Genomic DNA, 21,422 nt, shown 5'->3' with positions numbered 1-21,422 from the left:
TGGTGGCTATTCACGCCTGCGGCCACGGTTCGCAGGCGGGCGGAAGTATAGCGGGTAGCCCGTCACACTGAAACAACCCCATAGTCGAAGGGGTTATACCGCACGGTAGAAAAACTCTCCGGGTGCCTTTGCCATCATGGCTTGGCACCTCTTTGTTAAAAATTCGCCGGCGTGGCTGCGCTGATTAGTCGCGCAGGCGCGTCGAACGGATTACGGAAACGGTGCGGCTTGGTACTTTCAAAGTAGTAGCTGTCGCCGGCTTCGAGAATAAAAGTTTCCAAGCCCACCACCAGTTCCAGACGGCCTTCCACCAGAATCCCGGTTTCCTCGCCTTCATGGGTGAGCATTTCTTCGCCGGTATCGGCGCCCGGCGGGTAGATTTCATTGAGGAAGGCGATGGCGCGGCTGGGGTGTGCGCGGCCGACCAGTTTCATGGTCACGGCGCCGTCGGAAATGTCGATCAGCTCGTTGGCCTTGTAGACGATCTGGGTCGGGACTTCCTGCAGGATTTCTTCGGAAAAGAACTCGACCATGGACATGGGAATCCCGCCCAGTACCTTTCTCAACGAACTGATCGAGGGGCTGACGCTGTTCTTTTCGATCATCGAAATGGTGCTGTTGGTGACGCCCGCGCGTTTGGCGAGTTCACGCTGGGAAAGCCCTTTGAGCTTGCGGATCGATTGCAGTCGTTCACCGACGTCCAAGGCGGGAGCCTCCTGATGTTGTAAGAATATTGAGCGTTATCATGGCGACAGCGTTCAGTATTTACAACACTTGACCCCCGCAGCGGCTTTAACCCTCGGAATAGAGCCTTGGCACCCGACGCAGATTGCAGAAGATCTGATACGGAATGGTGTCGGCCCACTGCGCCACTTCACTGGCGAGGATGTTTTTGCCCCACAGCTCGACGGTTGAACCGAGGTCGGCTTCCGGCACATCCGTCAGATCGATGCACAGCATGTCCATCGACACCCGACCGAGAATGCGGCTGCGCTTGCCGGCAACCAACACTGGCGTACCGGTCGGTGCCTGACGTGGATAGCCGTCGGCGTAACCCATGGCAACCACGCCGATGCGCATTGGTTTGTCGGTGATGAATTTGGCGCCGTAACCGATAGGTTCACCCGCTGGCAGCTCACGCACGCAGATGACTTTCGATTCCAGGGTCATCACCGGTTGCAGACGCTCGGCCACGGCATTGGCTTCTTCGAACGGGGTTGCACCGTAAAGCATGATGCCCGGGCGCACCCAGTCACTGTGAATCTGCGGCCAACCGAGTACGGCGGGCGAGTTGCGCAGGCTGACTTCCGCGGCCAGACCCTGACGCGCCGCCTCAAACACCGCGACCTGTTCGGTGCTGCTCTGCGCGTGCAGTTCATCGGCGCGGGCGAAGTGGCTCATCAAGACGATTTTCGCGACTTTACCGCTGGCCAGCAGACGCTGATAAGCGGCTGCGTAATCCTTTGGATGCAGACCGACGCGGTGCATGCCCGAATCGAGCTTCAGCCACACAGTAATCGGTTTGCTCAGGGTCGCCTGCTCGATCGATTCGAGCTGCCACAGCGAATGCACCACGGTCCAGAAATCATGCTCGACAACCAGCGCCAGCTCATCGGCTTCGAAGATGCCTTCGAGCAACAACACCGGGGCCTTGATGCCGGCCGCGCGCAACTCCAGCCCTTCTTCGATGCAGGCGACGGCAAAACCGTCGGCCTCGGCTTCCAGTGCCTGGGCGCAACGTACCGCGCCATGGCCGTAGGCGTCCGCCTTGATCACTGCAAGCGCCTTGGCGCCGGTGACTTCGCGGGCAATTCGGTAGTTGTGGCGCAGGGCTTCTAGGTCGATCAGGGCACGGGCAGGACGCATGGCGGCAGACTTCTAGGCGGTCATGGGAAGAAAAACCGGCGCCGACTGACGACGTGAACCGCCAACAGCGCCGGGAGAGGGATCTTTACAACGGTTACGGCAGCGCGGCGACGATAGAAATTTCTACCAGAATGCTCGGCTTGGCCATTTTCGCTTCGACAGTAGCGCGGGCCGGGGCAGCGCCTTTTGGCAGCCACTGATCCCACACCGAGTTCATCCCGGCGAAGTGCGCCTCGATGTCGTTCAGGTAAATCGTCGCCGACAACAGATGCTGTTTGTCAGTCCCGGCCAGATCAAGCAAACGCTCGATATTGGCCAGTACGTCGCGGGTCTGCTGTTCAATCCCGGCGTCGAAGTCGTCGCCGACCTGTCCGGCCAGATACACGGTGCCGTTGTGGCTGACGATCTGACTCATGCGCTCATTGGTGAGCTGGCGCTGGATTGACATGTTTTGCGGACTCCTGGGTTTTGTTGCCATAACGGGAAATATCGAGGCCTTCGGCGCTGATCTGTGGTTTTTTCTTCGCCATCAGGTCGGCCAGCAAACGACCGGAACCGCACGCCATGGTCCAGCCGAGCGTGCCGTGACCGGTGTTGAGGAACAGGTTTTTGAACGGCGTGGCACCGACGATCGGCGTGCCGTCCGGCGTGGTCGGACGCAGACCGGTCCAGAAACTCGCCTCGGCCAGATTACCGCCCTGAGGATAAAGGTCGTTGACGATCATCTCCAGGGTTTCGCGGCGACGCGGGTTCAGCGACAGGTCAAAACCGGCGATCTCGGCCATGCCGCCGACGCGGATGCGGTTGTCGAAACGGGTGATCGCGACCTTGTAGGTCTCGTCGAGAATGGTCGAGGTCGGGGCCATCGCCGGGTTGGTGATCGGCACGGTCAGCGAGTAACCCTTGAGCGGATACACCGGGGCTTTGATGCCCAGTGGCTTGAGCAGTTGCGGCGAGTAGCTGCCGAGGGCCAGCACGTAGCGGTCGGCGGTTTCCAGCTTGCCGTCGATCCACACACCGTTGATGCGATCACCGGCGTAGTCGAGTTTCTGGATGTCCTGGCCGAAGCGGAATTCGACACCGAGCTTCACGGCCATTTCGGCGAGACGCGTGGTGAACATCTGGCAGTCGCCAGTCTGGTCGTTTGGCAGGCGCAGGGCACCAGCGAGGATGTCAGTCACACCTGCCAGTGCCGGTTCGACGCGGGCAATGCCGGCGCGGTCGAGGACTTCAAACGGCACCCCGGATTCTTTCAGCACGGCGATGTCTTTGGCGGCGCCATCCAGCTGTGCCTGGGTGCGGAACAACTGGGTCGTGCCGAGGCTGCGGCCTTCGTAGGCGATGCCGGTTTCGGCGCGCAATTCGTCGAGGCAATCGCGGCTGTACTCGGACAGACGCACCATGCGCTCTTTGTTCACCGCGTAACGGTTGGCGGTGCAGTTGCGCAGCATCTGCGCCATCCACAGGTACTGGTCGATGTCGGCAGTGGCCTTGATCGCGAGAGGGGCGTGGCGTTGCAGCAACCACTTGATCGCCTTCAGCGGTACGCCCGGCGCGGTCCACGGCGAGGCGTAGCCCGGCGACACCTGACCGGCGTTGGCGAAACTGGTCTCCATGGCCGCAGCAGGCTGCCGGTCGACCACCACCACTTCAAACCCGGCACGGGCCAGATAGTAAGCACTGGCGGTACCGATGACGCCGCTACCCAAGACCATTACACGCATTTTGTATCCCTCATCGCGGCTGGGCCGCGCACGTCTGTTGTTAGAGCAATGATGCGCGCAGTGTAAAAAAGAAATGCCAGTGCTTTTCACTATATAAGCGCCTATATTTGGCGACAATTCTCGGCAAAAACCCTTTTCACGGAGGCGCATCCCCTATGCGTACCAACACTCAGACCAAACGTGAGCTGGACAAGATCGACCGCAACATCTTGCGGATCCTGCAGGCGGACGGACGGATTTCCTTTACCGAACTCGGCGAAAAAGTCGGCCTCTCCACCACGCCGTGCACCGAGCGGGTGCGGCGTCTGGAGCGCGAAGGGATCATCATGGGCTACAACGCCCGGCTGAATCCGCAGCACTTGAAGGGTAGCTTGCTGGTGTTCGTCGAGATCAGCCTCGACTACAAATCCGGCGACACGTTCGAAGAGTTCCGCCGCGCGGTGCTGAAGTTGCCGCACGTGCTGGAATGCCATCTGGTCTCAGGGGATTTCGACTATCTGGTGAAGGCGCGGATTTCCGAGATGGCCTCGTACCGCAAGCTGCTGGGCGACATTCTGTTGAAGCTGCCGCATGTGCGGGAGTCGAAGAGTTATATCGTGATGGAAGAGGTGAAAGAGAGCCTGAGCTTACCTATTCCGGATTGAAGATCGGTGGCGCTCCATTCGCGAGCAGGCTCGCTCCCACAGGGGAATGCATTCCAAATGTGGGAGCGAGCCTGCTCGCGATGGCGTCGACTCGGTCCCGAGTGAACGCGTTAAACCAACACCTGCCGATGCGCCGCCATGTACTCGAAGATCTGCTTCTCGACCCGCGGATGAATCAGCTCCACCGGCCGCCGCTCATTCGGGCAAGGCAAGGTTTTGGTCGTGCCGAACAGCCGGCAAATCAACGGCCGCTCTTCATACACCGTGCAGCCATTCGGCCCCAGGTGCACACAGTTCAGTTCTTCCATCGCCGCATCCTGCTCGGCGCGGGTCTTGCGCGGCAGGCGGGCCATTTCTTCCGGTGAGGTGGTCACCGGCCCACAGCAATCGTGGCAGCCAGGCACACACTCGAACGAGGGGATCTGCTGACGCAAAGTGCGGACTGTCTGGCTGTTGCAGCTCATCAAAACGGTAACCAAGGTGGAATAGGCGCCAATTGTGCCGCAAAAGCCCTGATCCAGACACCGCAAGCCGACCAGTGTTGCCCACGTTCGGGGGTGCGGCTTATGCTCCGTCAAATTTTCTCGACACCTTAGCCGTTGGATGACGCCCATGACTGCCCGCGCCTTTACCTCCGCGAGCCAACCCCACGTTGCCTCTTACTACGCCGCCAGCAGCCTGCCGCAGCCCGATCACCCGATCTTGCAAGGTGAGGTGCTCGCCGATGTCTGCGTGGTCGGCGGTGGCTTTTCCGGGTTGAACACGGCGCTGGAACTGGCTGAACGCGGCCTCAGCGTAGTGTTGCTGGAAGCGCACAAGATCGGTTGGGGCGCCAGTGGTCGCAACGGCGGGCAGCTTATTCGCGGGGTCGGTCACGGTCTCGATCAGTTCGCCAACGTCATCGGCGCCGACGGCGTGCGTGAGATGAAACTGATGGGCCTGGAAGCGGTGGAAATCGTCCGCCAGCGCGTCGAGCGTTTTCAGATTGCCTGCGACCTGACCTGGGGCTACTGCGACCTCGCCAACAAACCCGCCGACCTTGAGGGTTTTGCCGAGGACGCCGAAGAATTGCGTGGCCTCGGTTATCGCTACGAAACCCGTTTGCTGCAAGCCAACGAGATGCACACCGTAGTCGGTTCCAAGCGCTATGTCGGTGGTTTGATCGACATGGGGTCAGGGCATTTGCATCCGCTCAATCTCGCGTTGGGCGAAGCAGCGGCGGCGCAGCAATTGGGCGTCAAACTGTTTGAACACTCGGTGGTGACACATATCGATTACGGCCCCGAAGTCAAAGTCCACACGGCCCAAGGTTCGGTGCGCGCCAAAACATTGGTGCTCGGTTGCAACGCCTATCTCAACGATCTGAATTCACAGCTTAGCGGTAAGGTTCTGCCCGCCGGCAGCTACATCATCGCCACCGAGCCGTTGAGCGAAGAACAGGCGCATAACCTGCTGCCGCAGAACATGGCGGTCTGCGACCAACGTGTCGCGCTGGATTATTACCGACTCTCGGCGGATCGTCGTTTGCTGTTCGGCGGTGCCTGCCATTATTCGGGGCGCGATCCAAAGGATATCGGCGCCTACATGCAACCGAAGATGCTCGAAGTGTTCCCGCAACTCGCTGGCGTGAATATCGAATATCAGTGGGGCGGCATGATCGGCATCGGCGCGAACCGCTTGCCGCAGATTGGTCGGCTCGCGGATCAGCCGAACGTGTATTACGCCCAGGCGTACTCCGGGCACGGGGTGAATGCCACGCACCTGGCGGGCAAGTTATTGGCCGAGGCGATCAGCGGGCAACACAGCGGTGGCTTTGATCTGTTTGCCAAGGTGCCGCACATCACCTTCCCGGGCGGCAAGCATTTGCGCTCGCCGTTGTTGGCGCTGGGGATGTTGTGGCATCGCCTCAAAGAGTTGGTCTGATGGTTTGCGGCGCTCATGAGACCTGCTCGCGAAGGGGCCGGCAAGAACAATACAGATCTCAGATCCGCCAGAACGGCTTCAACCCCTCCTCCTGCGCCTGTTCACGCGTCAGCCCGATATCCCTGAGCTGATCCGCCGTCAGCGCCAGCAACGCCTTGCGCGTGTGCAGACGATGCCAGAACAGATTCCAGCGACTCAGGCCGGACGGTGCGTTACGCATGATCTCATTGCGTGCACGATCCTTCTGCCCTGCCGCCAGTTCCTGACTGTGTAACGTCAGCCGCACATCGCTCAAGCCATTCATTTTCAATGCTCCTGTTTACTTGGGTAGCCAGAGATTCCATGATGCGCGGGCAAGCAAAACCATTACAGATTCAAAGCAACTGTATTAACTCCATACAGATTCGTCGTTTTACCGACTGAATTGTCAATTTTTGCCACGTCTGTACTGGTTTATCGAATCACCTGCACCGAGGCAGCGCCATGACCCTTTACGTAAATCTCGCCGAATTGCTCGGCACGCGCATCGAAAACGGCTTCTATCGTCCCGGCGATCGGTTGCCGTCGGTGCGCGCCTTGAGCGTTGAACACGGGGTCAGCCTGAGCACGGTGCAGCAAGCTTATCGCGTGCTCGAAGACAGTGGCCTGGCCACGCCGAAACCCAAATCCGGCTACTTCGTGCCAGTCGGCCGCGAACTGCCGGAGTTGCCCGCCGTTGGCCGCCCGGCACAGCGACCGGTGGAAATTTCGCAATGGGATCAGGTGCTGGAATTGATTCGCGCGGTGCCGCGCAAGGATGTCGTGCAACTGGGTCGCGGCATGCCGGACATCAGCTCGCCGACCATGAAGCCGCTGCTGCGCGGCTTGGCACGAATCAGCCGCCGTCAGGACATGCCCGGTCTGTATTACGACAATATCCACGGCACCCTCGAACTGCGCGAGCAGATCGCCCGACTGATGCTCGATTCCGGCTGCCAGTTGAGCGCCAGCGATCTGGTGATCACCACCGGTTGCCACGAAGCGCTGTCGACCAGCATCCACGCGATCTGCGAGCCGGGCGACATCGTCGCGGTGGACTCGCCAAGCTTTCACGGTGCCATGCAGACGCTTAAAGGCCTGGGCATGAAGGCCCTGGAAATCCCCACCGATCCGCTCACCGGCATCAGCCTGGAAGCCCTGGAACTGGCGCTGGAGCAATGGCCGATCAAGGTCATCCAGATCACCCCCAACTGCAATAACCCGCTGGGTTACATCATGCCGGAGTCGCGCAAACGCGCCCTGCTCACCCTCGCGCAGCGCTTCGACGTGGCGATCATCGAGGACGATGTATATGGCGAGCTGGCCTACACCTACCCGCGCCCGCGCACGATCAAATCTTTCGACGAAGACGGCCGCGTATTGCTGTGCAGTTCGTTTTCCAAGACCTTGGCGCCGGGCCTGCGCATCGGCTGGGTCGCACCGGGCCGTTACCTCGAGCGCGTGCTGCACATGAAATACATCAGCACCGGATCGACCGCGCCGCAGCCGCAGATCGCCATCGCCGAATTCCTCAAGGCCGGCCACTTCGAACCGCACTTGCGGCGCATGCGCACGCAATACCAGCGCAGTCGCGACATGATGATCGACTGGGTTACCCGCTATTTCCCGGCAGGCACACGCGCCAGTAGGCCGCAAGGCAGCTTCATGTTGTGGGTCGAATTGCCGGAAGGTTTCGACACCTTGAAACTCAATCGTGAGTTGCACGACCAAGGCGTACAGATTGCCGTCGGCAGCATTTTTTCCGCCTCGGGCAAGTACCGCAATTGCCTGCGGATGAACTACGCTGCCAAACCGACAGCGCAGATCGAAGAGGCGGTGCGCAAGGTCGGCGAGACGGCCGTCAGATTGCTGGCCGAGGCCGACTGACCTTTTTCCAGAGAACCGCGTCCATATGCCGACCCTAGCCGCCATTCGGAATGACCCTACGTGAGATTCAGACAGCCCCTGTTCGCTTTGCTGTTACTCGCCTCGTTCCTGAGCGGCTGTGCCAGTCTCGATGTTCCGCGCGAGCCGAGTCAGGCATTGCCGGCTTCCGATTCCAGCTTCGGCCGTTCGATTCAGGCACAAGCGGCGCCCTATCAAGGCCGCTCGGGGTTTCGCCTGCTGTCCAACAGCAGCGAGGCGTTCACCGCGCGCGCCGAACTGATCCGCAACGCCCAGACCAGCCTCGATCTGCAGTACTACATCGTCCACGATGGCATCAGCACGCGGATGCTGGTGGAGGAACTGCTCAAGGCTGCCGACCGTGGCGTGCGCGTGCGCATCCTCCTCGATGACACCACCAGCGATGGCCTCGACCAGATCATCGCCACTCTGGCGGCGCATCCGCAGATTCAGATTCGTTTGTTCAATCCGCTGCATCTGGGCCGCAGCACCGGCGTCACCCGCGCGGCCGGTCGCTTGTTCAACCTGTCGCTGCAGCATCGACGCATGCACAACAAGCTGTGGCTGGCGGATAACAGCGTGGCCATCGTCGGCGGGCGCAATCTGGGTGACGAGTATTTCGACGCCGAGCCGAACCTGAATTTCACCGACATCGACATGCTCAGCGTCGGGCCGGTGGCCGAGCAGCTCGGACACAGTTTCGACCAGTACTGGAACAGCGCGCTGAGCAAGCCGATCGACGAGTTTCTTACCAGCCAACCGACCGCCAAGGACCTGCAGAACACCCGCACACGCCTGGAAGAATCGCTGGAAGACACCCGCAAACAAAATCACGCGCTGTATCAGCAGTTGATGACGTTCAAGACCGAACCGCGCATGGACATCTGGCGCAAAGAACTGATCTGGGCGTGGAATCAGGCGTTGTGGGACGCGCCGAGCAAGGTCTTGGCCAAGGGTGAGCCGGATCCGCAATTGCTGCTGACCACGCAACTGGCACCCGAGCTTACAGGCGTGAGCAAAGAGCTGATCATGATTTCGGCGTACTTCGTGCCGGGCCAGCCGGGGCTGGTTTACCTGACCGGTCGCGCCGATGCCGGCGTCTCGGTGAGCCTGCTGACCAACGCGCTGGAGGCCACCGATGTGCCGGCGGTGCATGGCGGATATGCACCGTATCGCAAGGCGCTATTGGAGCACGGCGTGAAACTGTACGAACTGCGGCGCCAGCCTGGGGATAACTACGGCAGCGGCCCGCATGTGTTTTACAGCAAGTCGTTTCGCGGTTCCGATTCAAGCCTGCACAGCAAAGCGATGATCTTTGATCGGCAGAAGTCTTTCATTGGCTCGTTCAACTTCGACCCGCGCTCGGTGCTGTGGAATACCGAGGTCGGGGTGTTGGTGGACAGCCCTGAGCTGGCCGGGCATGTGCGCGAACTGGCGCTGCAAGGCATGGCGCCAGCGCTGAGTTACGAGGCGAAATTGCAGGATGGCCAGATTGTCTGGATCACTGAGGACAACGGCCAGATGCACACCCTGACCAAGGAGCCGGGGAGTTGGTGGCGGCGGTTCAACGCGTGGTTCAGCACCACTGTCGGGCTTGAGCGAATGCTTTAAAGAGCAAAAGATCTACGCAGGCTCGGTCACTGGGCCAAACGCACCCTGACGCAAAAGCAGCAGAACCAACCCAAACGCCCCAATCGCCATCAACAACGGCAACGCATGCCCGCTGATCCACTGACTGCCCGCCCCGGCCGCGAGCGGCCCGACCAGACAACCCACACCCCATAGCTGCGCAATGTGCGCGTTCGCCCGCACCAGCGCATCGTCGCGATAACGCTCGCCAATCAGAATCAGCGACAGGGTGAACAAACCACCGGCACTCGCCCCGAACAATACCCAAAGTGGCCAGATCAGCAGCGTGTCGAGCAACAGCGGAATCGCCAGACTCGACAGCATCAACACCACGGCGCAGCCGGCAAACAACGTACGCCGCGACAGATAATCGGCCAACGCGCCAATCGGCAATTGCAGCAACGCATCGCCGACCACCACCGTGCTGACCATCGCCAGCGCGATTTCAGCGGTGAAGCCCTGTTGCAGGCAATACACCGGCAGCAACGTCAGGATCATCGCCTCGAACGCGGCAAACAATGACACCGCCCAGGCAATTGCCGGCAGCTCTCGGGCAAATCCCCACAGATCGCGGAACGTCACACTACTGGCTTCACTGCTCGGTGCACCACTGCGGCCCAACAGAAGCAAAGGCGAAACCAACAGCAGGCCGACGCCGACCCAGAATCCGTAATCCTCTTCGGTGCCGAGCGCACCCAGCAGCAATGGGCCAGACAACTGGCTCAACGCATAGCTGCTGCCGTACAGCGCCACCAAGCGACCGCGCCAGTGCTCAACCACCAGTTGATTGATCCAGCTCTCGCCGAGGATGAACACGATGGTCAGGATCACCCCGATCATCAGCCGTAGCACCAGCCAGATCGGGTAACTCGGCAACAGCGCCAACAAGCCGATCGACAGCGCCCCGGCCCACAGGCACAGGCGCATCAGATTGGCCGTGCCGAAGCGCGCCGCCAGATGACTGGAAATCTTCGCGCCGAGCAACACGCCAATCGCTGGCATCGCTGCCATTACACCGATGGCGAAGGAGCCGTAACCCCAGCCTTCCAGGCGCAACGACACCAACGGCATGCTGACCCCCAGGGCCAGACCGACACTCAAGACAGACGCCAACACGGCGAAATACGTCGCCCACCGCATGTTCCACGCTCCTGTGGATAATTATTTTTTGGAGGCCACATCAAACAAATGTGGGAGCGAGCCTGCTCGCGAATACGGCTGCACATTCAGCACATGGGCTGACTGATACACCGCTTTCGCGAGCAGGCTCGCTCCCACAGGGATCTGCTTCGTCTGGAGGTTCTGCTCTTGCGAACAGACCCTCCTAACGGCTTACAGCTTGATCCACGTCGCCTTCAGCTCGGTGTATTTGTCGAACGCGTGCAGCGACTTGTCACGACCGTTGCCCGATTGCTTGAAGCCGCCAAACGGTGCGGTCATGTCGCCGCCGTCGTACTGGTTGACCCACACGCTGCCGGCACGTAGCGCCTTGGCGGTCAGGTGCGCCTTGGAGATGTCCTGGGTCCAGACTGCTGCGGCCAGGCCGTACGGCGTGTCGTTGGCGATCTGGATCGCTTCTTCAGCGGTATCGAAAGCGATGACCGACAGTACTGGGCCGAAGATCTCTTCCTGAGCGATCTTCATCGCGTTGCTCACGCCGTCGAAAATCGTTGGCTCAACGTAGGTGCCACCGGTTTCCTGCAGAATGCGTTTGCCGCCAGCCACCAATTTGGCGCCATCGGTATGACCGGATTCGATGTATGACAGCACGGTATTCATCTGCTGGGTATCCACCAGCGCACCAACGTTGGTCGCCGGATCCAGGGGATTGCCCGGTTTCCAGGCTTTCAGCGCCTCGATCACCATCGGCAGGAACTTGTCTTTGATCGAACGCTCGACCAGCAGACGCGAGCCGGCGGTGCAGACTTCGCCTTGGTTGAAGGCGATGGCGCTGGCGGCGGATTCAGCCGCGGCCTGCAGATCCGGAGCATCGGCAAAGACGATGTTCGGGCTCTTGCCACCGGCCTCCAGCCAGACGCGTTTCATGTTCGATTCGCCGGAGTAGATCATCAGTTGCTTGGCGATCTTGGTCGAACCGGTGAACACCAGCGTATCGACGTCGTTGTGCAGGGTCAGCGCCTTGCCAACGGTATGACCATAGCCCGGCAGCACGTTGAGCACGCCTTTCGGAATGCCGGCTTCAACCGCCAGTGCGGCGATGCGGATGGCGGTCAGCGGGGATTTTTCCGATGGCTTGAGGATCACCGAGTTACCGGTCGACAGCGCCGGACCGAGTTTCCAGCAAGCCATCATCAGTGGGAAGTTCCACGGCACGATGGCGCCGACCACGCCTACCGGCTCGCGGGTCACCAGACCCAACTGGTCGTGCGGCGTAGCGGCGACTTCGTCGTAGATCTTGTCGATCGCTTCACCGCTCCAGCTCAGCGCTTGCGCCGCGCCCGGGACGTCGATGTACAGCGAATCGCTGATCGGCTTGCCCATGTCGAGGGTTTCGAGCAGGGCCAGTTCTTCGGCGTGCTGCTTCAGCAGGCCGGCAAAACGGATCATGGTGGCTTTGCGCTTGGTTGGCGCCAGGCGCGACCAGACGCCGGAATTGAAGGTGGCGCGGGCGTTTTCCACGGCGCGCTGGGCGTCGGCGGCGTCACAGCTGGCGATCTTGCCAAGCAGACGGCCATCGACCGGGCTGATGCACTCGAAGGTCTCGCCGGAGACGGCGTCGGTGTATTCGCCATTGAGATAAGCGCGGCCTTCGATCTTCAGGTCGCGGGCGCGTTGCTCCCAGTCGGCACGAGTCAGGGTGGTCATTTCGAGTGTCCTCCGCTTGTTGAATACGAGCGCCGCGCGATCTTCGCCAGCGTCCTCAGGAATTCTGCCCGGCCAGCCGGTTTTTCGGCCAGAGGCACCCGCCACCCTAAACCAGCGGCCGGGGTTGTTTCAATATATTTGACATAAGGTGGCCATACGGCCTTGCGGTGTTGATTTTAATCAACATAGACTTTGGCCCTTTCCAGCCAATCGCGCCGTATTCACGGGAGATAACAACAATGAACATCCAGAACGTCGTCGACATCAGCCTGACCAGCAGCGAAGCCGAACGCTATCGTCCGGACCCGGCGAAGGTGCTGAAGGGAGATCCTGAGCAAGCGGTGTTCCATCAGTACGAAAGCCCTTGCGGGCAGATGGGCGTTGGCGTTTGGGAAGGTGCGATCGGGCAGTGGACGGTGAATTACACCGAGCATGAGTACTGCGAAATCCTGCAGGGGGTTTCGGTGCTGCGTGACAGCGATGGTAACGCCAAGACCTTGCGTGTTGGCGACCGGTTTGTAATTCCGGCGGGTTTCCGCGGCACCTGGGAAGTGCTTGAGGCTTGCCGCAAGATCTATGTGATCTTTGAACAGAAGGCTTGATCGAACGCCCCCTGTAGGAGCTGCCGAAGGCTGCGATCTTTTGCCCTTGATCCTTAAAAACAAGATCAAAAGATCGCAGCCTTCGGCAGCTCCTACACAGACCGCGTGCAGATATCGAGGCAACAAAAAAGGCCCGTATCGTGAGATACGGGCCTTTTTTGTAAGTCGGGAAAAATCAATTACTTGATTTTGCCTTCCTTGTAGATCACGTGCTTGCGAACAACCGGATCATATTTCTTGATCTCGATTTTGTCCGGGGTAGTACGCTTGTTCTTGTCGGTAGTGTAGAAGTGACCAGTACCGGCGCTCGAGATCAAACGAATCAATTCACGCATGATTAGCTCCCTTAAATCTTGCCATCGCGGCGAAGTTCGGCGAGCACGACAGTGATGCCACGCTTGTCGATGATACGCATGCCTTTGGCAGATACGCGCAGACGCACAAAACGTTTCTCTTCTTCAACCCAGAAGCGGTGATGCTGCAGGTTCGGCAGGAAACGACGACGGGTTTTGTTGTTTGCGTGGGAAATGTTATTCCCAGTCACCGGACCCTTACCGGTAACTTGACATACTCTCGACATGCCTCAGCCCTCTAAAACCACATGCCCAACCCGGCATGGGTTGGCCGCTTAATCTCTCAGTCATTTGGCGCCAGGCGCCGCGTTTCTTTAGAGGTCTTACCGGCTACACCTACAGTGAAGGAACCGGGCCCCTAGAAAAGAGCGCTGCTTTATACCAGAAAGACCGGGGTGCAACAACATTCGGTGTGAAATCAATCGGTAAAAAGGCGCTTTTTTGGTCTGCGAACGCTTTGGATAAAGGCCGGCATCGATTTTTACCACTCGTCGCAGAAAGTCGCCCAAGCAGGCGTTTCAGACTTTTTGCGAAGCACCGCGGTCTGAAAAACGGCCACCACTGTGCCCTTAAAATGCAAAAAGGGGATAGTCATTTGTAATCCAGCCCTCTAGGGTAGGCCTTTTCCAGACTGCACTTGCAGATGGGCCTTCGATCTGTAAAAGGAAACCGACCATGCGCCTCGCTGCCCTACCCTTGTTGCTCGCCCCGCTCCTGCTGAGCCCCCTGGCGCAGGCCGCCGCGCTGAGCGTCTGCACCGAGGCCAGCCCGGAAGGGTTCGACGTAGTGCAATACAACTCGCTGACCACCACCAATGCCTCGGCCGACGTGCTGATGAACCGCCTGGTGGATTTCGATACCACCAGCGGCAAAGTCGTGCCGAGCCTGGCCGACAGCTGGGAAGTCAGTACCGATGGCCTGACTTATGTATTCAAGCTGCACCCGCAGGTGAAATTTCATACGACTGATTACTTCAAACCGAGCCGCGAGTTGACCGCCGAAGACGTCAAATTCAGCTTCGACCGCATGCTCGACCCGGCCAACCCGTGGCACAAGGTCGCTCAAAGCGGCTTCCCGCATGCGCAGTCGATGCAGTTGCCAGCGCTGATCAAGAAGATTGACGCGCTCGATCCGCTGACCGTGCGCTTCACCCTTGATCATCCTGATTCGACATTCCTGGCGACCCTGAGCATGGGCTTCGCCTCGATCTACTCCGCCGAATACGCCGACAAACTGATGAAGGCCAACGCCACGGACAAGCTCAACAGCCAGCCGATCGGCACCGGCCCGTTCGTGTTCAACCGTTTCCAGAAAGACGCAGCGATCCGTTACAAGGCCAACCCGGATTACTTCGGTGGCAAGCCTGCGGTGGATCCGTTGATCTTCGCCATCACCCCGGACGCTAACGTGCGCCTGCAAAAACTGCGGCGCAATGAATGCCAGATCGCCCTGTCGCCAAAACCTTTGGACGTACAGGCCGCGCTGAAAGAACCGACGCTGAAAGTCGAAAAGACTGACGCGTTCATGACCGCATTCGTCGGCATCAACAGCCAGCATCCGCCGCTGGACAAACCAGAAGTGCGTCAGGCGATCAACCTCGCCTTCGACAAGGCCAACTACATCAAAGCCGTGTTTGAAGACACCGCCGAAGCCGCCAACGGCCCTTACCCGCCGAACACCTGGAGCTACGCGAAGAACCTGCCGGGGTACCCGCACGATGTCGCCAAAGCCAAGGCGTTGTTGGTCAAGGCCGGGTTGAAGGATGGCTTCCAGACCACCATCTGGACGCGTCCGTCGGGCAGCCTGCTCAACCCAAACCCGAGTCTGGGCGCGCAGATGCTGCAGTCGGATCTGGCGGAAATCGGCATTCAAGCGGAAATCCGTGTGATCGAGTGGGGCGAGCTGATCCGTCGCGCCAAGGCGGGCGAGCATGACCTGCTGTTCATGGGCTGGGCCGGCGATAACGGCGACCCGGACAACTTCCTCACGCCGCAGTTTTCCTGCGCAGCGGTCAAGTCGGGCACCAACTTTGCGCGCTACTGCAATGCTGATCTCGACAAGCTGATCAGCGCCGGCAAGACCACCAGTGAGCAAGGTGTGCGCACCAAACTGTACGAACAGGCGCAGACGCAGATTCAGCAGCAGGCGTTGTGGCTGCCGCTGGCGCACCCGACTGCCTACGCGCTGACGCGCAAGGATGTGCAGGGTTACTCCGTGAGCCCGTTTGGCCGGCAGGACTATTCCAAGGTCAACCTGAAATAACCTGCCCGGCACAAAACTCTGTGGATGCAATCAAACCTGTGGGAGCGAGCTTGCTCGCGAAAGCGGTCTGTCCGTAAAAGTGATGCTGACTGACACGAAGCCTTCGCGAGCAAGCTCGCTCCCACAGGGATTTGATCGTTCCTGGGCGTTACATCCAGCCACACTCCGCCATCGATAACGGCTCCCCATCGCCGACGATGAAGTGATCCAGCACCCGTACATCAATCAGCTCCAGCGCCTTTTGCAGGCGCTTGGTCAGCAGCCGATCTGCCTGACTGGGGTCGGTATTCCCCGATGGATGGTTGTGGCACAGGATCAACGCCGCCGCGTTATTGGCCAAACATCGCTTCACCACCTCGCGCGGATGCACGCTGGTGTTGTCGATCGAGCCGCGAAACAGTATCTCGAAATTCAGTACTTGATGTTTGGAGTCGAGAAACAGGCAACCAAACACCTCATGCGGTTCGTGGCGCAGCATCGATTTCAGATAATCGCGAACGACCTGAGGGTTTTCCAGGGCTGGTTTCTGCCGTGATTTCTCAGCCAGATGTCGCCTGTTCATTTCCTGAGCAGCTTGCAGTTGCGCAAACTTTGCCGGTCCGAGCCCCAATTGTTTGCTGAATGCGTCCTGATCGGCCTCAAGCAGCAAACGCAGGCTACCGAATTGAGTCAACAGATTGCGCGCCAGGTCCACAGCGCTTATTCCGGGCAATCCGGTGCGCAGAAAAATGGCCAATAACTCAGCATCCGAAAGGCTCGCTGCACCGTGTTCCAATAACCTTTCCCGCGGGCGTTCCGCCGCAGGCCAATCGCGAATACTCATACACATTCCCTGTCTGTGGGCGCCGCTGTTCCGTAGCGGTCGCTGTGATATCGTAGCCCATCTTTTTTGCGGTCGATTCAACCCTGGGGAGGGGCATCGCATCGCAGTCATCAACGAAATGAAAGGCAGACCTATGCAGCGGCTGTATCGGAAACGCATCGTTCTGGGCGTCGGCGGCGGCATCGCGGCCTACAAGAGCGCCGATCTGGTTCGTCGCCTGATCGACCAGGGTGCCGAAGTGCGCGTGGTCATGACACACGGTGGCGCCGAGTTCATCACCCCGCTGACCATGCAGGCCTTGTCCGGCCACCCGGTTCACCTCGACTTGCTCGACCCGGCCGCCGAAGCCGCGATGGGTCACATCGAGCTGGCCAAATGGGCCGATCTGGTGCTGATCGCCCCGGCCACCGCCGACCTGATTGCCCGTCTTGCCCAAGGCATCGCCAACGATTTGCTGACCACTTTAGTGTTGGCCACCGACGCTGTCGTCGCCGTTGCTCCGGCAATGAATCAAGCGATGTGGCGCGATCCGGCGACCCAGGCCAACCTGCAACTCCTGGAAAGCCGTGGCCTTAAGGCCTTCGGCCCGGCGTCTGGCAGTCAGGCCTGCGGCGACGTCGGCATGGGCCGCATGATGGAAGCCACCGATCTGGCGCAATGCGCAGCGGACTGTTTCCAGCGTCAGGCACTGACCGGCAAGCACGTGGTCATTACCGCCGGCCCGACCCAGGAAAACATCGACCCGGTGCGCTACATCACCAATCACAGCTCCGGAAAAATGGGCTTTGCCCTCGCCGAAGCAGCCGTGGAAGCCGGCGCCCGTGTGACCCTGATCAGCGGCCCGGTGCACCTGCCGACGCCAGATCGCGTCACACGCATAGACGTGGTCAGCGCCCGCGACATGCTCGCAGCCTGTGAATCGGCGATCCCGTGCGACGTGTTCATCGCCTCGGCAGCCGTTGCGGACTACCGCCCGGAAGTCGTCGCCCCGCAAAAACTCAAGAAAGATCCTACGAGCGGTGACGGCTTTGTCCTGCAAATGGTGCGCAATCCAGACATTCTGGCCACCATCGCGACCCGTCCCGACCGTCCGTTCAGTGTCGGCTTCGCCGCCGAGACCGAACACCTTCTCGACTACGCTGCACGCAAGCTGAAGGACAAGAATCTCGATTTGATCGTCGCCAACGACGTCGCCAACCCGAGCATCGGTTTCAACAGTGAAGAAAACGCCTGCAGCGTGATTGACCGTGCGCTGCACGCCACGGTTTTCGCCCAGACCAGCAAGAGCAAGATCGCTCGCCAACTGGTCACTTTTATCGCCGAACGTCTGAACCAGGTTTAATTTACATGCACGCTTTGCAAGCCAAGATCCTCGACCCACGCATCGGCAGCGAATTCCCGCTGCCGCAATACGCCACTCTGGGTTCCGCTGCCCTGGACCTGAGAGCCATGCTCCAACAGGACACGATGCTGAATCCAGGAGAAACCCTGCTCATCCCAACAGGATTATCTATCCACGTTGGCGACCCGGGTCTGGCGGCGTTGATTTTGCCTCGCTCAGGGCTGGGTCATAAACACGGCATAGTGCTGGGCAATAGCGTCGGTCTGATCGATTCCGACTACCAAGGCGAATTGATGGTTTCATGCTGGAACCGCGGATCGACTGCATTCAACATCGAGGTTGGCTCACGTATCGCTCAATTGGTTCTTGTACCCGTGGTTCAAGCTCACTTTGAGATAGTCGAGCAGTTTGACCAAAGCGAACGCGGCACCGGTGGCTTCGGCCACACCGGCACCAACTAAGCGGAAAAATCCCCTGCAGGCGCTGCCGGAGACAGCGCCACAGGGGAAAATTTCAGGCAGATCAGCTGAATGGTTTACCGCCAAAAATCAAGGTTTTGCCGGCCGAAAGTCACGCCAGCCGAGGCGTCATGGCCCTTTCGCACCACGAACTCTCTGTGGAAAACGCCGTCATACCCTTCAGTTTGAGCCTGCCGTCGAACGATTCGTCGGTCTGTCCCGCCACTTTCGAGATGGAGCATTTCCGTAGATGAGCACCCCAGCCAAGATTGCCCCGAAGCTGCCCGACAGCATTTTCCGCGCCTATGACATTCGCGGCACCGTGCCGGAATTCCTCAATGCCGAAACCGCTTACTGGATTGGCCGCGCCATCGGTTCGCAGAGCCTGGCCCAAGGTGAGCCGAACGTGTCCGTCGGTCGCGACGGCCGCTTGTCCGGCCCCGAGCTGGTTGCCGAGCTGATCCGCGGCATCGCCGAGAGCGGCTGCCACGTCAGCGATGTCGGTCTGGTGCCGACGCCGGCGCTGTACTACGCCGCCAACGTCCTGGCCGGCAAATCCGGGGTGATGCTCACCGGCAGCCACAACCCGTCGAACTACAACGGTTTCAAGATCGTCATCGCCGGCGACACCCTCGCCAACGAACAGATCCAGGCCCTGCATGAACGCCTCAAGACCAACAACTTGAGCAGCGGCACGGGCAGCGTCACCCAAGTAGAAATCCTCGACCGCTACAACACCGAAATCGTCCAGGACATCAAACTGGCCCGGCGCATGAAGGTCGTGGTCGACTGCGGCAACGGCGCGGCCGGCGTGATTGCCCCGCAACTGATCGAAGCGCTGAATTGCGAAGTGATTCCGCTGTTCTGTGAGGTCGACGGCAACTTCCCGAACCACCACCCGGATCCGGGCAAGCCTGAAAACCTCGTCGACCTGATCGCCAAGGTCAAGGAAACCAACGCCGACATCGGCCTCGCCTTCGACGGCGACGGCGACCGTGTCGGCGTGGTGACCAACACCGGCAGCATCGTCTACCCCGATCGCCTGCTGATGCTGTTCGCCCGCGACGTAGTGGCGCGCAATCCGGACGCGGAAATCATCTTCGACGTCAAATGCACCCGCCGTCTGGTGCCGCTGATCAAGGAATACGGCGGCCGACCGCTAATGTGGAAGACCGGTCATTCGTTGATCAAAAAGAAAATGAAACAATCCGGTGCGCTATTGGCCGGCGAAATGAGCGGGCACATCTTCTTCAAGGAACGCTGGTTCGGCTTCGACGACGGTATCTACAGCGCCGCACGGCTGCTGGAGATCCTTAGCAAGGAAAAATCCACTGCGGAAGAGCTGTTTGCGACCTTCCCGAACGATATTTCTACGCCGGAAATCAATATCCATGTGACCGAAGAGAGCAAATTCAGCATCATTGATGCACTGCACGACGCACAGTGGGGCGCAGGCGCTGACCTGACCACCATCGACGGCGTGCGAGTCGATTACGCCAAAGGCTGGGGCCTGGTGCGCGCGTCCAACACCACACCGGTGCTGGTGCTGCGCTTCGAGGCCGATGACGAGGCTGAATTGCAACGCATCAAGGATGTGTTCCACGCCCAACTGAAACGCGTTGCACCTGATCTCCAACTACCGTTCTGATCCACCCGGAGCCCTGAATGACCCTCGAACGCGAAGCCGCCGCCCATACCGCCCAGGTCCTGTCCGAAGCGTTGCCTTACATCCGACGCTATGTCGGCAAGACCCTGGTGATCAAATACGGCGGCAACGCGATGGAAAGCGAGGAGCTGAAAACCGGCTTCGCCCGCGACATCGTCTTGATGAAAGCCGTGGGCATCAACCCGGTGGTCGTGCACGGTGGCGGCCCGCAGATCGGTGATCTGCTCAAGCGCCTGTCGATCGAAAGCCATTTCGTCGATGGCATGCGAGTCACCGATGCCGCGACCATGGACGTGGTGGAAATGGTCCTCGGCGGCCAGGTCAACAAGAGCATCGTCAACCTCATCAACCGTCACGGCGGCAGCGCCATCGGCCTTACCGGTAAAGACGCCGGGCTGATTCGTGCGAAGAAGCTCACCGTGACCCGCCAGACGCCGGAGATGACTCAGCCGGAAATCATCGACATCGGTCAGGTAGGTGAAGTGGTCGGGATCAACACCGAACTGCTGAACTTGCTGGTCAAAGGCAACTTCATCCCGGTCATCGCGCCGATTGGCGTGGGTGAGAACGGCGAGTCGTACAACATCAACGCTGACCTGGTCGCTGGTAAAGTTGCCGAGGCGTTGAAAGCCGAGAAGCTGATGCTGCTGACCAACATCGCCGGCCTGATGGACAAGTCGGGCACCGTGCTGACTGGCCTTAGCACCCAGCAGGTCGACGATCTGATCGCCGACGGCACCATCTACGGCGGCATGCTGCCGAAGATTCGCTGCGCGCTGGAAGCGGTTCAGGGCGGCGTCGGTAGTTCGTTGATCATTGACGGTCGAGTGCCTAACGCGATCCTGCTGGAAATCTTCACTGATACCGGTGTGGGTACGCTGATCAGCAATCGCAAGCGTCCTTGATCGGTAATTGCTGAAAAGCCAAAGATCGCAGCCTGCGTCGGCTCCTACATCACACGGAATTTCATTTGTATGAATTCCCTGTAGGAGCTGACGAAGTCTGCGATCTTTTTTGTGCCCGCAAGAAACGTCCGACATAACTCAGCGAAACGTCCGACATTCCCTCAGAACAAATCTCCCTAGGATCCTCCCTTCATCCACCGGAGATTTACCCATGCAAAAAGATTACGTCCCTTACGGCAGCGATGTTTCCCCTGGCACTTACGAGTGTGTTGATTGCGGCCATCAGTATTCCAATCAAGCCAAGACCTCGATGCCTCCGTGCCCGCAATTTCGCAAAACAGCACATGCGTTGAATGGCTGGAAAATCCTCACTGGGCAAGGTGATGCGATCAAAGACCCTTATCCAGAACAGCCTGCCAACATCAAAAGCGCCGAGGTCATCACGCCCTCGAACAAAAAATAACCCCGGAGCGCCT

21 protein-coding genes and 1 pseudogene are annotated in these 21,422 nt (G+C 59.6%); 11 read left to right on the top strand and 11 right to left on the bottom strand.

The window, feature by feature from the left end:
* Positions 1-155: 155 nt before the first annotated feature.
* From ACOYXE_RS23545 to dadA, 4 genes are all read right to left on the bottom strand, one after another.
* Positions 156-704: a cupin domain-containing protein gene (locus ACOYXE_RS23545; RefSeq protein WP_007920393.1), complete on the bottom strand. Its 549-nt coding sequence runs from the start codon at positions 702-704 to the stop codon at positions 156-158.
* An 88-nt stretch (positions 705-792) separates the two neighbouring features.
* Positions 793-1,866, bottom strand: a complete 1,074-nt coding sequence (gene alr / locus ACOYXE_RS23540) for an alanine racemase (RefSeq protein WP_460926724.1) — start codon at positions 1,864-1,866, stop codon at positions 793-795.
* 94 nt (positions 1,867-1,960) lie between these two features.
* Positions 1,961-2,314, bottom strand: coding sequence for a RidA family protein (locus ACOYXE_RS23535; protein WP_034152045.1), 354 nt, complete (start codon positions 2,312-2,314; stop codon positions 1,961-1,963).
* Positions 2,286-3,590 carry a D-amino acid dehydrogenase gene (gene dadA, locus ACOYXE_RS23530; RefSeq protein ID WP_460926723.1) on the bottom strand — a complete coding sequence of 435 codons (1,305 nt, stop codon included), beginning with the start codon at positions 3,588-3,590 and terminating at the stop codon, positions 2,286-2,288. The genes ACOYXE_RS23535 and dadA overlap by 29 nt, the downstream gene beginning before the upstream one ends.
* A 155-nt stretch (positions 3,591-3,745) precedes the next feature.
* Here dadA and ACOYXE_RS23525 point away from each other — a divergent pair, with 155 nt between their 5' ends.
* On the top strand, positions 3,746-4,234 hold the full coding sequence (locus ACOYXE_RS23525; protein ID WP_003177284.1) for an Lrp/AsnC ligand binding domain-containing protein: 489 nt from the start codon (positions 3,746-3,748) through the stop codon (positions 4,232-4,234).
* Positions 4,235-4,344: 110 nt separating this feature from the next.
* Here the strand turns inward: ACOYXE_RS23525 and ACOYXE_RS23520 are convergent, their stop codons facing one another.
* Positions 4,345-4,698 carry a YkgJ family cysteine cluster protein gene (locus ACOYXE_RS23520; RefSeq protein WP_160059908.1) on the bottom strand — a complete coding sequence of 118 codons (354 nt, stop codon included), beginning with the start codon at positions 4,696-4,698 and terminating at the stop codon, positions 4,345-4,347.
* A 148-nt stretch (positions 4,699-4,846) separates the two neighbouring features.
* On the opposite strand from ACOYXE_RS23520, the gene ACOYXE_RS23515 reads away from it, so the two are divergent.
* On the top strand, positions 4,847-6,157 hold the full coding sequence (locus ACOYXE_RS23515) for an NAD(P)/FAD-dependent oxidoreductase (protein ID WP_160059909.1): 1,311 nt from the start codon (positions 4,847-4,849) through the stop codon (positions 6,155-6,157).
* 58 nt (positions 6,158-6,215) lie between these two features.
* Here ACOYXE_RS23515 and ACOYXE_RS23510 read toward each other — a convergent pair whose 3' ends face one another.
* The gene (locus tag ACOYXE_RS23510) at positions 6,216-6,461 is read right to left on the bottom strand and encodes a DUF1127 domain-containing protein (protein WP_160059910.1); all 246 of its coding nucleotides are present in this window, start codon (positions 6,459-6,461) and stop codon (positions 6,216-6,218) included.
* A 179-nt stretch (positions 6,462-6,640) separates the two neighbouring features.
* Between ACOYXE_RS23510 and ACOYXE_RS23505 the strand changes: the two genes are divergently transcribed.
* Both ACOYXE_RS23505 and ACOYXE_RS23500 read left to right on the top strand, forming a co-directional pair.
* Positions 6,641-8,062 carry an aminotransferase-like domain-containing protein gene (locus ACOYXE_RS23505; RefSeq protein ID WP_160059911.1) on the top strand — a complete coding sequence of 474 codons (1,422 nt, stop codon included), beginning with the start codon at positions 6,641-6,643 and terminating at the stop codon, positions 8,060-8,062.
* Between the two features lie 60 nt (positions 8,063-8,122).
* A complete protein-coding gene (locus tag ACOYXE_RS23500; protein ID WP_160059912.1) occupies positions 8,123-9,691 on the top strand; it encodes a phospholipase D family protein in 1,569 nt (522 codons plus the stop codon).
* Positions 9,692-9,703: 12 nt separating this feature from the next.
* On the opposite strand, the gene ACOYXE_RS23495 is transcribed toward ACOYXE_RS23500, so the two are convergent.
* Positions 9,704-10,849: an MFS transporter gene (locus ACOYXE_RS23495; protein WP_405122660.1), complete on the bottom strand. Its 1,146-nt coding sequence runs from the start codon at positions 10,847-10,849 to the stop codon at positions 9,704-9,706.
* A 192-nt stretch (positions 10,850-11,041) separates the two neighbouring features.
* A complete protein-coding gene (locus ACOYXE_RS23490; protein ID WP_460926722.1) occupies positions 11,042-12,535 on the bottom strand; it encodes an aldehyde dehydrogenase in 1,494 nt (497 codons plus the stop codon).
* A gap of 239 nt (positions 12,536-12,774) precedes the next feature.
* Between ACOYXE_RS23490 and ACOYXE_RS23485 the strand changes: the two genes are divergently transcribed.
* Positions 12,775-13,137, top strand: a complete 363-nt coding sequence (locus ACOYXE_RS23485; protein ID WP_160059914.1) for a cupin domain-containing protein — start codon at positions 12,775-12,777, stop codon at positions 13,135-13,137.
* A 179-nt stretch (positions 13,138-13,316) separates the two neighbouring features.
* Here ACOYXE_RS23485 and rpmG read toward each other — a convergent pair whose 3' ends face one another.
* Positions 13,317-13,472, bottom strand: a complete 156-nt coding sequence (rpmG, locus tag ACOYXE_RS23480) for a 50S ribosomal protein L33 (RefSeq protein WP_003177274.1) — start codon at positions 13,470-13,472, stop codon at positions 13,317-13,319.
* A gap of 11 nt (positions 13,473-13,483) precedes the next feature.
* Positions 13,484-13,717, bottom strand: coding sequence for a 50S ribosomal protein L28 (gene rpmB / locus ACOYXE_RS23475; RefSeq protein WP_007920377.1), 234 nt, complete (start codon positions 13,715-13,717; stop codon positions 13,484-13,486).
* Between the two features lie 448 nt (positions 13,718-14,165).
* On the opposite strand from rpmB, the gene ACOYXE_RS23470 reads away from it, so the two are divergent.
* The gene (locus ACOYXE_RS23470; RefSeq protein WP_405122659.1) at positions 14,166-15,752 is read left to right on the top strand and encodes an ABC transporter substrate-binding protein; all 1,587 of its coding nucleotides are present in this window, start codon (positions 14,166-14,168) and stop codon (positions 15,750-15,752) included.
* Between the two features lie 148 nt (positions 15,753-15,900).
* Here ACOYXE_RS23470 and radC read toward each other — a convergent pair whose 3' ends face one another.
* Positions 15,901-16,575 (bottom strand): RadC family protein, encoded by a 675-nt coding sequence (gene radC / locus ACOYXE_RS23465; RefSeq protein WP_034152053.1) that lies wholly within the window; start codon positions 16,573-16,575, stop codon positions 15,901-15,903.
* A gap of 133 nt (positions 16,576-16,708) precedes the next feature.
* On the opposite strand from radC, the gene coaBC reads away from it, so the two are divergent.
* The 5 genes and pseudogenes from coaBC to ACOYXE_RS23440 all read left to right on the top strand — a co-directional run bounded on the left by coaBC (position 16,709) and on the right by ACOYXE_RS23440 (position 21,409).
* Complete coding sequence (gene coaBC, locus ACOYXE_RS23460) at positions 16,709-17,917, top strand: bifunctional phosphopantothenoylcysteine decarboxylase/phosphopantothenate--cysteine ligase CoaBC (protein ID WP_160059916.1); 1,209 nt, start codon at positions 16,709-16,711, stop codon at positions 17,915-17,917.
* 5 nt (positions 17,918-17,922) lie between these two features.
* Complete coding sequence (gene dut, locus ACOYXE_RS23455) at positions 17,923-18,378, top strand: dUTP diphosphatase (RefSeq protein WP_160059917.1); 456 nt, start codon at positions 17,923-17,925, stop codon at positions 18,376-18,378.
* Positions 18,379-18,646: 268 nt separating this feature from the next.
* A pseudogene (locus tag ACOYXE_RS23450) lies at positions 18,647-20,023 on the top strand (phosphomannomutase/phosphoglucomutase); the annotation flags it as partial.
* Between the two features lie 17 nt (positions 20,024-20,040).
* Positions 20,041-20,946: an acetylglutamate kinase gene (gene argB, locus ACOYXE_RS23445; RefSeq protein WP_003229488.1), complete on the top strand. Its 906-nt coding sequence runs from the start codon at positions 20,041-20,043 to the stop codon at positions 20,944-20,946.
* A gap of 211 nt (positions 20,947-21,157) precedes the next feature.
* The gene (locus tag ACOYXE_RS23440; RefSeq protein WP_160059918.1) at positions 21,158-21,409 is read left to right on the top strand and encodes a hypothetical protein; all 252 of its coding nucleotides are present in this window, start codon (positions 21,158-21,160) and stop codon (positions 21,407-21,409) included.
* The last annotated feature ends 13 nt before the right edge of the window (positions 21,410-21,422 follow it).

This window comes from Pseudomonas sp. MC6 (assembly GCF_054790575.1).
This window is presented reverse-complemented; position numbering and strand designations above follow the sequence as displayed.

Excerpts from the sequence above, each read along its gene's own strand:
- ACOYXE_RS23515 (WP_160059909.1), top strand. The coding sequence starts at position 4,847 with ATGACTGCCCGCGCCTTTACCTCCGCGAGCCAACCCCACGTTGCCTCT.
- ACOYXE_RS23525 (WP_003177284.1), top strand. The coding sequence starts at position 3,746 with ATGCGTACCAACACTCAGACCAAACGTGAGCTGGACAAGATCGACCGC.
- coaBC (WP_160059916.1), top strand. The coding sequence starts at position 16,709 with ATGCAGCGGCTGTATCGGAAACGCATCGTTCTGGGCGTCGGCGGCGGC.
- ACOYXE_RS23485 (WP_160059914.1), top strand. The coding sequence starts at position 12,775 with ATGAACATCCAGAACGTCGTCGACATCAGCCTGACCAGCAGCGAAGCC.
- alr (WP_460926724.1), bottom strand. The coding sequence starts at position 1,866 with ATGCGTCCTGCCCGTGCCCTGATCGACCTAGAAGCCCTGCGCCACAAC.
- argB (WP_003229488.1), top strand. The coding sequence starts at position 20,041 with ATGACCCTCGAACGCGAAGCCGCCGCCCATACCGCCCAGGTCCTGTCC.
- rpmG (WP_003177274.1), bottom strand. The coding sequence starts at position 13,472 with ATGCGTGAATTGATTCGTTTGATCTCGAGCGCCGGTACTGGTCACTTC.
- ACOYXE_RS23470 (WP_405122659.1), top strand. The coding sequence starts at position 14,166 with ATGCGCCTCGCTGCCCTACCCTTGTTGCTCGCCCCGCTCCTGCTGAGC.
- dut (WP_160059917.1), top strand. The coding sequence starts at position 17,923 with ATGCACGCTTTGCAAGCCAAGATCCTCGACCCACGCATCGGCAGCGAA.
- ACOYXE_RS23510 (WP_160059910.1), bottom strand. The coding sequence starts at position 6,461 with ATGAATGGCTTGAGCGATGTGCGGCTGACGTTACACAGTCAGGAACTG.
- ACOYXE_RS23520 (WP_160059908.1), bottom strand. The coding sequence starts at position 4,698 with ATGAGCTGCAACAGCCAGACAGTCCGCACTTTGCGTCAGCAGATCCCC.
- rpmB (WP_007920377.1), bottom strand. The coding sequence starts at position 13,717 with ATGTCGAGAGTATGTCAAGTTACCGGTAAGGGTCCGGTGACTGGGAAT.
- ACOYXE_RS23490 (WP_460926722.1), bottom strand. The coding sequence starts at position 12,535 with ATGACCACCCTGACTCGTGCCGACTGGGAGCAACGCGCCCGCGACCTG.
- radC (WP_034152053.1), bottom strand. The coding sequence starts at position 16,575 with ATGAGTATTCGCGATTGGCCTGCGGCGGAACGCCCGCGGGAAAGGTTA.
- ACOYXE_RS23535 (WP_034152045.1), bottom strand. The coding sequence starts at position 2,314 with ATGTCAATCCAGCGCCAGCTCACCAATGAGCGCATGAGTCAGATCGTC.
- ACOYXE_RS23440 (WP_160059918.1), top strand. The coding sequence starts at position 21,158 with ATGCAAAAAGATTACGTCCCTTACGGCAGCGATGTTTCCCCTGGCACT.
- dadA (WP_460926723.1), bottom strand. The coding sequence starts at position 3,590 with ATGCGTGTAATGGTCTTGGGTAGCGGCGTCATCGGTACCGCCAGTGCT.
- ACOYXE_RS23505 (WP_160059911.1), top strand. The coding sequence starts at position 6,641 with ATGACCCTTTACGTAAATCTCGCCGAATTGCTCGGCACGCGCATCGAA.
- ACOYXE_RS23495 (WP_405122660.1), bottom strand. The coding sequence starts at position 10,849 with ATGCGGTGGGCGACGTATTTCGCCGTGTTGGCGTCTGTCTTGAGTGTC.